The 12,688-nt window shown below is 69.0% G+C and carries 9 protein-coding genes and 2 pseudogenes; 6 read left to right on the top strand and 5 right to left on the bottom strand.

The genetic code is table 11. The annotated features are described in order from the left end of the window. Nucleotides 1-123: 123 nt before the first annotated feature. Nucleotides 124-935 (top strand): IS5 family transposase gene (locus tag ACIQVD_RS33785; RefSeq protein WP_402292684.1). Its coding sequence is split into 2 segments (ribosomal slippage): nt 124-475 and nt 475-935, totalling 813 coding nucleotides; the frame shifts between segments, so codons are not numbered across the junction. Between the two features lie 152 nt (nt 936-1,087). Here the strand turns inward: ACIQVD_RS33785 and ACIQVD_RS33780 are convergent. Continuing rightward, nucleotides 1,088-1,621, bottom strand: a complete 534-nt coding sequence (locus ACIQVD_RS33780) for a hypothetical protein (RefSeq protein ID WP_402292683.1) — start codon at nt 1,619-1,621, stop codon at nt 1,088-1,090. A 997-nt stretch (nt 1,622-2,618) separates the two neighbouring features. Here ACIQVD_RS33780 and ACIQVD_RS33775 point away from each other — a divergent pair. Beyond that, on the top strand, nt 2,619-5,660 hold the full coding sequence (locus ACIQVD_RS33775) for an RHS repeat-associated core domain-containing protein (RefSeq protein ID WP_402292682.1): 3,042 nt from the start codon (nt 2,619-2,621) through the stop codon (nt 5,658-5,660). A gap of 60 nt (nt 5,661-5,720) precedes the next feature. After that, on the top strand, nt 5,721-5,933 hold the full coding sequence (locus tag ACIQVD_RS33770) for a hypothetical protein (protein WP_402292681.1): 213 nt from the start codon (nt 5,721-5,723) through the stop codon (nt 5,931-5,933). Nucleotides 5,934-6,055: 122 nt separating this feature from the next. On the opposite strand, the pseudogene ACIQVD_RS33765 reads toward ACIQVD_RS33770, so the two are convergent. Continuing rightward, nucleotides 6,056-6,808: pseudogene (locus ACIQVD_RS33765) on the bottom strand (transposase family protein). Nucleotides 6,809-8,140: 1,332 nt separating this feature from the next. Here ACIQVD_RS33765 and ACIQVD_RS33760 point away from each other — a divergent pair. Continuing rightward, complete coding sequence (locus tag ACIQVD_RS33760) at nt 8,141-8,479, top strand: STAS domain-containing protein (protein WP_402292680.1); 339 nt, start codon at nt 8,141-8,143, stop codon at nt 8,477-8,479. Nucleotides 8,480-8,652: 173 nt separating this feature from the next. Here ACIQVD_RS33760 and ACIQVD_RS33755 read toward each other — a convergent pair whose 3' ends face one another. Next, a complete protein-coding gene (locus ACIQVD_RS33755) occupies nt 8,653-8,859 on the bottom strand; it encodes a hypothetical protein (RefSeq protein ID WP_402292679.1) in 207 nt (68 codons plus the stop codon). Between the two features lie 523 nt (nt 8,860-9,382). On the opposite strand from ACIQVD_RS33755, the gene ACIQVD_RS33750 reads away from it, so the two are divergent. Continuing rightward, nucleotides 9,383-10,240 carry a hypothetical protein gene (locus tag ACIQVD_RS33750; protein ID WP_402292678.1) on the top strand — a complete coding sequence of 286 codons (858 nt, stop codon included), beginning with the start codon at nt 9,383-9,385 and terminating at the stop codon, nt 10,238-10,240. Nucleotides 10,241-10,391: 151 nt separating this feature from the next. On the opposite strand, the gene ACIQVD_RS33745 is transcribed toward ACIQVD_RS33750, so the two are convergent. Both ACIQVD_RS33745 and ACIQVD_RS33740 read right to left on the bottom strand, forming a co-directional pair. Beyond that, nucleotides 10,392-10,640, bottom strand: coding sequence for a hypothetical protein (locus tag ACIQVD_RS33745; protein ID WP_402292677.1), 249 nt, complete (start codon nt 10,638-10,640; stop codon nt 10,392-10,394). A gap of 145 nt (nt 10,641-10,785) precedes the next feature. Beyond that, a pseudogene (locus tag ACIQVD_RS33740) lies at nt 10,786-11,070 on the bottom strand (transposase); the annotation flags it as partial. A gap of 134 nt (nt 11,071-11,204) precedes the next feature. Between ACIQVD_RS33740 and istA the strand changes: the two are divergent. Beyond that, a complete protein-coding gene (istA, locus tag ACIQVD_RS33735) occupies nt 11,205-12,683 on the top strand; it encodes an IS21 family transposase (RefSeq protein ID WP_402292676.1) in 1,479 nt (492 codons plus the stop codon). Nucleotides 12,684-12,688: the final 5 nt, after the last annotated feature.

The following is a 12,688-nucleotide window of genomic DNA, read 5'->3' as shown; positions in this document are numbered from 1 at the left end:
CCCGACGACGGCACGGTTCACCATGATCGACACAACGAAGATCATGCCGTCCGAGGCAGCCATGTCCAACTCGCCGCAATCACGCACCAACTCGTTAGAAGTCATCTCATTTGGACTTGTGGGCTGCTTGCGTCACGATCGTGGAGCGCCTGGTTGCCGGATGAGTTGTGGGGGTTGTTCCAGCGGGTGGTGCTGGCGGCACCGACCCGGCCGCAGGGCGGCGGCCGACGCCGCCACGGGGACCGGGAGGTGCTGGCTGCGATCGTGTTCGTGGCCACGTCCGGGTGTACATGGGCCCAGCTGCCGCCGTGTTTCGGACCGTCCGGGCCGACCGCGCACCGCCGGTTCGCGGAGTGGACCGCGGCCCGGGTGTGGGCCAAGCTCTACCGCCTGGTCCTGGACGAACTCGGTTCGCGGGGCGAGTTGGACTGGTCTCGGTGTGCGGTCGACTCGGTGAACATGCGGGCCCTGAAAAAGGGGATCTGACGGGTCCGAATCCTGTCGATCGGGGCAAGTTCGGGTCGAAGGTCCACCTGCTCACCGAACGCACCGGTCTGCCCATCCCGCTTGCGATCTCCGGCGCGAACCTGCACGACAGTCAGGCCCTGATCCCGCTCGTCGAGGCCATCCCGCCGATCCGCTCGCGCCGCGGGCCGCGTCGGCGCCGGCCCGGCAAGCTCCACGGCGACAAAGCCTACGACCACCGTTTCATCCGCTCCTACCTGCGGCGACGGCAGATCGCCCCCCGCATCGCCCGCCGCGGCATCGAGTCCTCCGCCCGCCTGGGCCGGCACCGCTGGGTGATCGAGCGGACCGTCACGTGGCTCGGCGGCTTCCGCCGACTCCACCGCCGCTACGAACGCAAAGCCGACCACTTCGCGGCCTTCGCCACCATCGCCGCCACCCTCATCTGCCACCGCAGACTGGCCAAATGAGATAACTTCTTACTCAGGTTGAACTCGCGATGTCGGTGATCAGCCTGGCTGCGAGCTGATCACCGACATCGCGAGTTCAACCTGAGTAGTCCACAGCCGCGGGACTGCTCGGTGCTCGTCGGGCATCGGACGCTGGGTTCAGCCTCACGGTTTCAGCGGGCGATCTCCTGTGCCCAGTCCGCCAGTTGGGCGAAGTGCTCGGGTCGCAGCCCGTACCGACGGTCGATCTTCAGGGTGAGCGCGCGGCCCGGGTGGTTGGCGGCGATCCACTCGGTGTCCTGGGGGCCGATCTCGTCGTCCACCCAGGCGAAGGGCTGCTGGTCGGCCCAGTAGACCAGCTGCCGGGTCTTCCAGTGCAGCCCGTCCGGGTCCTTGTGGTTCATCGACTCCCAATTCACGTAAGGGAGTTTGGGCAGGCCGAGGAGCGGCGCCAGGTGCTCGTCCGCCTCGTGCCGCCAGGCGGTCGCCCACACCAGGTCGTACGGCAGGGCGAGTAGGGACGTCCCGTGGGCGGGGTTCAGCCAGACCCGCAGCGGCTTCGGGTCGGGCACGCCCTTTTCGAGCTGCCGCTGCCTCCACGTCTGCGAGGGCACCCGGTGGGTCCGGTAGCCTCGGGGGCGGAGGATGCGGTCGAACGGGGCTATCGGCCCGTCGACGTCCAGCATCAGCAGCGGACGGTGTGCCATGAACATCCTCCAGTCGGTCGCTGCTGGATTCTCTCCCACTCCCGGCCCGCGCGGCCACCGCCTCGCACTCGGAACGGGCGGACGGAGGACCGTGCCGATTCAGCGTTCCGCACACCCAGTCGATCACGAGGCCATCGAGATCGTCCACCCGGCTGCGGAACCACACCGGCAGCGTGAACGCTCCCGGCCGGTTCAGCGTCCTTGAGACTGTGGCACGGCCGGTTGGTGGTCGTTGCGGTGCGTGGATGGGTGGGTGTGCTGCTTGTGGTCGGCTGCGGTGACTGCTGTTCCGCTTTGGCCGCGGGGTGTTGTGTTCCTGTGGTGTTGTTCTGGGGTGTTGGTGTGGGCTCGGCCTGTTTGCCGTGTTGGTGGGTTTCGCGTGTGCAAGTGGGTGGGTGTGTTCCGGACGTTGTGCCCGAGGCGGTTGGGGCGGCGGTGCGGGATGGGGTGGGGCGAGCGTGACGGATTGCCGCTGCTCATGACCCTGGCATGTGCCAGCCATGGCTGTTTGAGTTGCGGGAGTGGGGGATTGAGGGTGTTTCGGGCATCGTGCGGGGTTGGCTGGTTCTGGGTGTCTGGGGGGAAGGTTCGTGGGTAGACGGGGGCCTCTTTCGGGGGTGGTGTGTGTGGGAACGTTCGTGCGGCCCGCCGACCATCGGGGTCGGTGGATGTCTTCCTTGGGGGGAAGATGCGTTCTTCACGTGCCCGGAGCACGTCGCTTCGGCATGCCCGCTCCAGCGCGGTGACGGTGGTCTTGGCGGTGGCCGGGGCGCTGGTGCCCGCTGTTTCCTGGGCGGCGCCGGCGGTGCCGTCGGGGTGGGGGTCGGGTGCGGCGCTGACCGTTCCGGCCGTCCCGGTGGGGGTGACCAAGGCACCGGCCTCACAGCCCTCGAATCCCGCCGGCGCTCCCGCGCCCGCTGCGAAGCGGCAGGCGAAATCCTCAGCCTCGTCGGCGTCGGCGTCGGCGTCGGCGTCGGCGTCGGCTTCGGGGGAGGGGGTGGTCTCGCCGCGGGTGATGATCTCCTCCGGCCAGGGCGAGGTGCCGTGGAACACCTACACCACGGTGCGGCTGGACGACGCGCTGGTGGCGAAGGTCAACCTCGGCACCGGCAACCTGCTGCTGGACGCCACCGACCTGGATCTGGCGGCGGTGGGGCAGCGCCTGCAGCTGACCCGCAGCTTCAACTCGCTCTCCGGCCCGTACGGGCCGCTGGACCACAACTGGTTCACCGGCTTCGACCGCTACCTGCTCCCGTTCTCCAACAGCGTGGTCGCCTACGGCGCCTCGGGCGAGACGGTCAGCTTCTACGCGAACGCGGACGGCACCTACCAGGACGTCACGGGCTACGACGAGTCGCTGACCGCGAACGCGGACGGCACCTGGACCCTGCTGCACCGCAAGGACGGCACGAAGGAGACCTACAACACCTCCGGCAACCTCGCCTCGATCACCGACCGCAACGGCAACACCGTCAACGTCGTCCAGCACGAGGACGCCAACGGCTCCACCACCGGGTTCAAGGCCACCGACGCCCGCTCCGGGCGCTGGATCGACCTCACCAGTACCGGCACTGGTACCTGGAAGGCCACCGACAGCACCGGCCGGACCGTCTCCTACGCCTTCACCGGCCCGGACGACGCGCAGGTGCTGACCGTCACCGACACCGAGAACCACCCCACCGTCTACGCCTACGACGCCGACCACCGGGTCGTGAAGGCCACCACCCCGGAGGGCCGGGCCACCGCCTTCACCTACGACGGCTACGACCGCGTCACCTCCGTCACCCGCATCACCACCCCGGGCGGCAGTACCGGCCTGACGACCCTGTACGCGTACTCCTCCGGCTCGGGCGCCGGAACGACGACGGTCACCGACCCGGCTGGCCACAACTCCGTCTACACCCACGACGGCGACGGCCAGACCACCTCGGTCCAGGACGCGCTGCACCACTCCCGCTCGACGACCTGGGACGCCGCGCACAACCAGGCCACCGCCACCGACGCCCTCGGGGTGGGCACCACCCCGGGCAACACCACCACCTTCGGCTGGAGCGGCAACAACCCCACCTCCGCCAAACTCCCGCTCGGCGCCAGCGCCCTGCTGGGCGGCTACGCGGCCCGCGGCGGCGCCCAGCTGCCCGCCACCCTCACCGATCCCCAGGGCAACCAGACCACCTACAGCTACGACACCTCCGGCAACCTCACCCAGGCCAAGGACACCACCACCGGCGGCAGCGCCACCCACCTCGACTACACCTACAACCCCGCCACCCCCACCTGCGGCGGCTTCCCCGGCCAGCGCTGCTCGGCCACCGACCCGGGCGGCAACAAGACCACCTTCACCTACGACGCCCAGGGCAACCTGACCACGATCACCCCGCCCGCCCCGCTCGGCAAGACCACGATCACCTACGACAACGCGGGACGGCCCGCCACCGTCACCGACGGACGCGGCGTCAAGACCACCTACACCTACGACAAGCACGACCGCCCCACAGCCGTCGACACCCCCGCCACCCACATCGCCCTGGCCTACGACACCGACGGCAACCTCACCACCCGCACCGACCCCACCGGCACCACGACCTTCCACCACGACCCGCTGGGCCGCGAGGACTGGCGCAAGCTCCCCAGCGGTGACCAGGCCACCCTCGGCTACGACGCCGCCGGGAACCTGAAGACCTCCACCGACCCGTCGGGCACCCTCACCTACGGCTACGACGACGCCAACCGCCTCACCTCGCTCACCGAGCCCGGCGGCGCGAAGACCACCTACGGCTACGACAGCAACAACCACCGCACCAACACCACCTTCCCCGGCGGCGCGAAGCAGGACACCGTCTTCGACAACGACGGCCGCCCGTCGACCATCACCGCCACCAGCGGCACCGGCGCGGTCCTGTCCAAGCTGACCTACACCTACACCACCGGCCCGAACGGCACCGACGGCACCAAGACCGCCACCCGCACCGACGCGGCCGGCAACAAGACCGCCTACGCCTACACCACCCTGGGCCGCCTCACCCGCGCCGTGGAGACCAACACCTCCGGTGCCCGCACCGCCGGCTGGCTCTACTGCTACGACAACGCCGGCAACCTCACCACCACCAACACCACCGCCACCTCGGCCAGCACCTGCACCGGCCAGAGCGCCACCTACGGCTACAACGCCGCAGGCCAGCTCACCAGCTCCGGCGGCTCCACCACCGGCTGGTCCTACGACGCCGCGGGCAACGAGAGCGCCGCCGCCTCCCCGGCCGGAGCCCGCACCGCCGAGACCTGGACCGACTTCTCCCAACTCGCCGGCATCACCACCGCCGGCACCCACCTGGACGCCGCCTACACCGGCACCGACAACGGCGAACGCACCCGCCTGGGCACCACCGCCTTCGCCAACACCGCCCTGGGCGTGACGGCCTATCAGGCCGGCACCACCACAACCAGCATGATCCGCGAACCCTCGGGCACCCTCACCGGTATGACCCGCAACGGCGCCACCTACCACTACCTCACCGACGCCCAGGGCTCGGTGACCACCGTGGTCGACAACGCCGGCCAGCAGGTCGACGCCTACACCTACACCCCCTACGGCACCGCCCGCACCACCACCGAGACCATCCCCCAGCCCTGGCGCTACACCGGCGCCTACCTCGACACCACCGGCCTGTACAAAATGGGCGCCCGCTACTACGACCCCGCCCTTGCCCGCTTCACCCAGCCCGACCCCTCGGGCCGCGAGACCAACACCTACGCCTACACGGGCGGCGACCCCGTCAACTACACCGACCCCAACGGCACCAGTTTTCTGGGCGGCGTGATAGGCGGGATTTTCGGCACCGCCGTGAGCGCCGCTACCGACAGCCTCCTCGGACCAATCATCGGAGGAGCTGTTGGCGGTTGCCTCGGTGGCATGGTGACGAACGCCATCGACGGAGACTCGGTCGGTGAAGGGTGCTTGGAAGGCGGTGTCGCCGGCGCTGCCTCTGCTGGCTTGGGCAGTGGGATCAAGGCTGCCAAGGCCTGGACTGCATCGTCCTGACGTGAAGGGGCGGGCGGGTTTTACCCGCCCGCCCCTTTTGAAGACTTAACGGAGGAAAGAATGACCTCGTACCCGGCCCGGCTGGCTGTGGCCACAGTCGGCATGGTGGCGTTTTGTGTCGCTTTTTTTGCCATTAACCACTTCTGGCTTGAGGGTCTCGATTCTGGGCAGGTGTGGATTAAGTGGATCGTCGGTGTCGTCATCCTCGGCGGATTTCTCGTCTTCGCCGTTCCTGCTCTTCGGTGGGCTGAAAGCGCCCGCCGGAAACGATAGTAGTCATCGAGCGCGGCAAGTTCGGCCGGTTCCATGCGAACCGACAACACGACCTTGCTGATCCTTGCTGGTGAGGCATGACCGGCGTGACAAGTGGTCCGTTCGGGACGGAGTGAGCCTTTTCAGCGGTGAAGCTCAAGGGTGAGGACTGCCTTGGCTACTGACGTCAGCCAGTTCGGGCTGCAACGGGCATGTCGGAAGATCCGCCAGCGCTTGACGGTGGCGACGCCGTGTTCGACGGGGTGGCGGAGCCGGGCGTGGGCCCGGTTGAGCGACCGCTGTCCAACGGTCAGCTGCCCCATGGACAGGGCGTCTGGTCGGCACGGCGAAGGTGCCGCCCGCACCGGTACAGGCCATGTCGACCAGGGCCGGGATGCGTAGCCAGATACAGGTCCTGACGATGCGGTGGGTACGGGTGGCGGTCAGGTCGTGCGCCCGGCCCGGCAGGGCACGGGAGATCCACACGAGCTTGCCTGTCGGGCCGGTGGCGACCTGGTGGTTGACGCCGTGGCGGCGGTGCTTTCCCGAGTAGTCGGCGCGGCCGTCGCCGACGCGGTCGCACTCGGCGAGGGTGCCGTCGACCAGGACATACTCCGCACCGCGTCGCGCAGGGCCCGGGTCAGGCCGGGCGCCTTCCGGGCCAGCAGGTCGGTGACCTGGCGGACGTAGGCGTGGGCGGTGCCGACGCTGATGCGGAAGCCGGCGGCGATCTGGGCGAGGGTGTCGTGCTTGCGCAGGTACACCAGCTCGACCAGGAGGGCTCTTTGGGACGGCGGGAGTTTGCAGCGGCGGTCACCCTCGCGGGTGACGATGAGCATGGTGACCCACTCAATGAGAGTGTGCGGCAGGTCCAGTGCGGCAGGACAGGTGACCAACGAGGCTTCCTGGCGGGTTGTTTGAGACGTGAGACATCTCGTTCAACCGCCCGGGAGCCTCTTTCGTTCTGCCCTTACACCGACCACCAGGCCATCACCCGGTCGGTGCCCGCCTTGAAAAGGCATCAGTCATCTTCTCCTGGAGAGCCGCCCGGTAGGCCAACGAGACCGCCGAAGCCGTTGCCCGGATCGAACGCGACCGGTGGAGCTACGAGATGACGCCCCAGGTTCGACATCGAGCTCACCACCTACGGCCCCCACGGCCAGTACGCCGATCTCGTCCTCACCCTCTGCGGCCCGGCCGCGCTGGACCGGCTCGACTCCGTTGAGATCAGCGTCCGCGACGACGGCCGGACCCACCTCTCTGCCCCGACCGACGGCAACCTGGCGTAAGAGGAGATCGACGCCCAAGTGTGGGGAACCTACGGCTTCCGCCCCGGGATCGACGAGGCGTCACTCGACGGCCGCTCCATCCCCGGCAAGCCGCTGGCGGTCGGCGAGCGGCGGAAGCTCCAGCTCCAGCGCACGGTACCGCCCCACTGGAGCGACCTCGGCTACTGGGAACAGGGGTACAAGGAGCAGTCCGTGCGCCTACTCGTCCGCTGCCAGCACAGCGGCCACCAAGATTCCTGGAACCTGGCCTACGAGAAGGCGTTCTTCGTGCAGGACTGGAGCATCCTTACACCGAGGGAAACGGCTGACACCGTCCCCGCAAATACGGCGCCGCCGCTCACCGGCGCTCGGCTTCTTCTCCTGCGTCCGCCTGGCGGCGGCCGCGGCCCGGTGGTGGAGGGCGGCGGGCGGCGGCCGGCAGGGGCCCCGCGCCGGTTTCGTCTCTGGTTTCGCACGCGGTTTCGTTTAGCGGCACCCCGCCCGGCCGCGCCCGGGACGTCTCCGCGGGCCGGGCCGGGCCCGGCGCGTTCGGCCCGGCCGGTGCCGGCATACCCCTGGGAGCCCCCTGACCGAACCGAGGAAGGAGGCGAAGGGCGCGGGCGGCGCCTGTGGTTCGGGGGCGCTGTGTTGTGCTGTTCTTCTCCTCGGCCGGGGCGGCCGGGGCGGTGACCGGGCTCGGTCCGGGTCGTTGGACGAGGTAACAGGCCGGCCCCGACTGGCCCGTCAGGGCTGTCACGGGCCCTTGTCCCACCCTCAGGCGGGAGGGTGGGACAAGGGGTCCGTGTCGTGTCCTGTGGCCTGCACCAACGCCCTCCGGCCCCCCGCCCGTGGCCTATCGCGGCAGCACCGCCGGCACACCGCCTGCCGACCACCCCGCCGCCGTGGCAGGCTGATCGCGTGCCAGCCCCGGAATCCCGCCAGCCCCTGCGCGTCACCGCTGTGCCCACTCCTACCCCGGTCCGTGTCCTGGGCCTGGCCGGCGAGATGGACGACGACAGCCGCCACCAGCTGCGCCGGGCTCTGGCCGCCGTGCTCGAAGAGGGCCCGCTCCTGCTGGTGCTCGACCTCTCCGGCCTGGACTTCTGCGACTCCAGCGGCCTGGACGAGCTGTTCAGGGCCCGCCACGACAAGCGCGGCGTGCCCATCGTGCTGGCAACCCCCGGTCCTCAGGTGAGGCGCCTGTTCGACCTCGCGGGAATGGGCCAGGTGTTCGTGGTCGCCGAGAGCGTCCCCGCCACGATCGAATACCACGGCCTGACCGGTACCGGGCAGGGCTGAACCGCACCGCCCACCGCCCGGGCCCGCCGGAGTCTCTGGCAGGGCCTCCCTCCCACTCGGGTCGGGTGGTGGGTCAGGCTCTTTGTGCGGTGCGCGGCCCGGCCTCCAGGGTGCCGGTGAGGCGTCCAGTTCGGGTGGGCAGTAGCCGAGGCGGGCAGCGGCCCATCAGCTACCTAGCGAGTGGGTGTGTCGGCGGAGTCCTGGTGATCTCGATTGCTGCCTGCCGGAGCCGGGTCCTGTGACTGCGGGGGAAGCCGCCTGGTGTTCCAGCTCTGGTACAGCCCGGACAGGGCGGTCGTGATCGTCACCAGGGCGCTGGCTGGGGTGCCGATGAGAGTCAGCAGGATGCCGGTGGCGAGGACGGCCAAGAAGACGATCACGTCGAGGTGACGGCTGCTGCGTAGTGTCCGATTCGCGCTCATGGCCTTGCCTTTCGAAGGTTTCCGCCCCCGTCGTTCGGGGGTGCAACTCAGTTGTAGCCGCAGCCAATCGAGCTCAGGGCCGAACTTTTTCTACGCATGCGCAAGAGGACAGAAGCGCAGGTCAGGAATTTTCCACGGAGCGGCGGTTAGCGATGATCGATAGTCCGGGACGCCAGCGAAGCCCCGTGGACTGACCGCTTGCTCAGGTGAGTACCCTGAAGCCATGTCAGGGGATCGGAACGTTCCTGCCCTAGACGGGCCTGCGGACAGTAGGGCGGCAGCGCGGAAGCGAGGGCGGCCGCGTAAGCCACTCAACCGCGCGGGCCTCGATCCGCACCTGCGAGTGCTTGCAGACGATCTCCGCGCGTTGGTGGGCCAACGGACCTTCGACGAGGTCGCCCAGGCGATCTACTGTTCCCTCGAGGCGGTAGCAGGTGCTTGCAGAGGCGAAGTGCTCAAGTCGCGAGCCGTCGTAGTGGCCGTGGCCAAGTACTGCGGTGGTGACGAAGAAGAGTGGAATCTCAGGTGGGGGCTGGCCTACCTGCACCTGGAAGAGGTGGATCGGCAAGATCTCCTCCCCAAACGCGGCGAGTTGCCGGACCGCGCAGCGCTGCGGGAGGCAGCTGCCGACGCCGATGTACTGCTCCGTGCCATTGAAGCGAGACAGTCGGAACAGCGCCGCCTCGCTCTGCTCAAATCTGAACCGCTACTGGCGAAGATTGATGAAGACCTGCCGACGGCGACGGAGAAGAACGGGAGGAATGCGGCGGAGTGCTGGGCCGACCTCACCGATCACCTGAGGCGGATTGTCCTGCTCTTCAGTCACGATCCGATTCCCACCGACAACCGTGGCCACGCGGATCTCGCCGTCATCCTGGACCGGCTCTCAAAACTCGAAACACGGACCGGCGTCAGGGAGTGGCATACGCTCGCCGTCCGGATCCGTGCCGCTTACGATCTCGCCCAGCACACTGGCTGGTACTCAGTTGATCCAGGGCAGAACGGTTTCGCGGCCTACGGGGACGAGTTCGCCCCCATACGTGCGGAGGCCGGCCGCAAGGCATCACAGCTGGCACGGGCTAGCGCGTATCTTGACAGCAAGGCCGATCTTGTTCCAGCGGCAGCCATAAATCGTGATCGGTACGACCCGCCGCGCAGTGCTTACCTCGCCGGCGCCATCTTCCTGTCGCTGCTGGGGACCGCCGTCACCATAGTCCTCATCTGCGCCGGCGCTTCCACGGAGGCCTGGGTGACCTGGGGCTATGTCGCGGGAGTCGTAGTGATCCCTATCGTGGCCCTATTCATCGTCGTGGGGACATTGCATGCCCGTCGTGAATGAGTTTGGGCGGTGCGATTTTTGGCCCATCGAGCACGGGCGTGCTGTTCTATCAGTAGTCGCTCGTGAAACACCCGGCCGCGCGGTCGCCCGCCTGCCTGGCTGCCCGTCCGGGCCGTACCCTCGACCGTGCCCACCCGGGCCGGGTGGTGGGTCAGGTTCCTTGTCCGGTACGGACGGCGGCTGTCAGGGTGCCGGTGAGGGCGTCGAGTTCGGGTGGGCAGTACCCGAGGACGGTGCCCGGCATCGAGGCGGCCAGCGCGCACACCGCCACCAGCGCGACCCGTTCGGCGCCGGTCAGCTCGGTGACACCTTTTGCATCTTCGTCCTGCTGCGGGTGGGAGGGCTGCGGGTGCGGTCCGCGTGGGAGGTGCCGACAGGCGTCCGGGGTGGGGTTCGGCATCTGCCCGAAAGCGCCCCTCTCGCCCGTCCGGGAGTGCCCGCCGTGCCCGTCCGGCAGGGACTGCCGCGCTCGTCCCGGGAGTGCCCGCGGTGCTCGGGGGGGTGCCTCTATGTGTTTGGTCAAGGGGTCGGTGACGGTTGAGAGGTCATCTGTCACCCTGATGTGCATGGGAGACGAATCGACGAAGCGCCTGGGTGTGCCGTTTGCCCTGGCTGATCTTCTTGTCGTAGTAGGCGCGGGAGGCCGGATCGCTGAGTGAGGCGAACGCGGCCAGGAAGAACGCGCGTTTCAGCTGCTTGTTGCCCCGTCGGGAGGGTTGCTCGCCGCGTATGGAGGATCCGGAACTGCGGGTCGCGGGGGCGAGGCCGGCGTAGGAAGCCAAGTGGGCAGCGGTTGGGAAGGCGCCCGCATCGCCGACATCGATCAGGACGCGGTGTCAGCGGACGCGGCAGACTCCCCAACGGCGGTCGGTTGGCCTCTCCGCTGGTGGACACGGGATCTCCCCGGTGACGGACAGCTGATCTCCCCGCTGACCCGCCAAGCCCATAACGCAGAGTGGGCGGGGTGAAGAGCGATGAGGAGACCATGGAGATTCTTGAGGCGTATGACCTCACGGGGAGTTACCGGAAAGCGGCCGAGCTGGCCGGGTGCGACCACCACACGGTGCGGCGCTATGTCCAGCTCCGGGGCCGGGGGGTCGACCCGACCGAGCGGGCCGTGCGGTCGGAGCTGATCGACGACTTCCTGCCGAAGGTCGAGGAGCTTGTCGAGCGGTCCCGGGGCAGGGTCGGGGCCGACGCTGTTCACAAGAAGATCGTCGCGATGGTCTTCACCGGCACCGACCGCACGACCCGTCGGGCCGTCGCGGCGGCGAAGGAGTCCTACCGGGCCGGGAACCGCAGGGTGTTCCGGCCCTGGATACCGGAGCCGGCGATGTGGCTGCAGTGGGACTGGGGCGAGGGACCACGCCTCTGCGGACAACGCACGAGCCTGTGGTGCGCATGGCTGGCCTGGTCCCGGTTCCGGGTGGTCATCCCGGTGCTCGACAAGACCCTGCCGACCGTAGCGGCCTGCCTGGACGGGACGTTCCGCTCGCTGGGCGGAGTGCCGACCTACTGCCTGACAGACAACGAGAAGACGGTCACGATCGAGCACGTCGCCCGGATCGCGGTCCGCAACCCCGAGCTGGTGCCGATCGCCCGCTACTACGGCACGGTCGTGCGTTCGTGCATGCCGGCCGACCCGGCCTCCAAGGGCGGCACGGAGTCGACCGTGAAGATCGCCAAGCGGGACCTGGTGCCCACGGCGGTGAACCTCCGGGACGAATACGCCGACTTCGCCGAACTGCAGGAAACCTGCCAGGACTTCATGACGGAGGTGAACAACCGAGTCCACCGCGAGACCCGCCGGATCCCCGCCGAGCTGCTGGCCGAGGAACGGCTGCGGCTGCACCCGGTGCCCGAGCAGCCGTTCACCGCCGCGTTCGGCGAGACCCGCCGAGTCGCGAAGGACTCCACGATCTCGGTCAACTCGGTGCGCTACTCGGTCCCGCACGAGCTCATCGAGCAGAACGTCTGGGTCCGCTTCCACGGCGACGACCTGATCGTGACCGCCATGGTCGCCGGGGGCGCGGTCGAGGTCGCCCGCCATGTCCGCTCCACCCCGGGCAATCCCCGCATCGCCGACGAGCACTACCCCGACGCCCCACGCGGGGAGCGCACGCCGAAGCCGACCAACCCGGCCGAGGCCCAGTTCCTGGCGCTCGGCCCGGGGGCGGCGGCCTGGCTGGTCGAGGCCGCAGCGGCCGGCACCCGCCGGATCCGGGCAAAGATGGCCGATGCCATCGCGCTGGCCAAGCTGCACGGGGCAGCCGACGTCGACCGGGCGCTGGGCACCGTTGCGACGGTGGGCCGCTTCGCGGAGAGCGACCTGCTGTCGATCCTGGACCACCAGGGCGAGCACGGCCCGGTCGAGCCGATCCGCCGCAGCGAGACCCACAGCCTGCAGCCGGGCACCTCCGCCTGGTCCGGGTTCGGCAGCTGAACCCG

The organism is Kitasatospora sp. NPDC090308, assembly GCF_044769485.1.
GTDB classification, from domain to species: Bacteria; Actinomycetota; Actinomycetes; order Streptomycetales; family Streptomycetaceae; genus Kitasatospora; species Kitasatospora fiedleri.
Note: the sequence above shows the minus strand (reverse complement) of the source record. Positions and strands in the feature narration are given on the sequence as shown.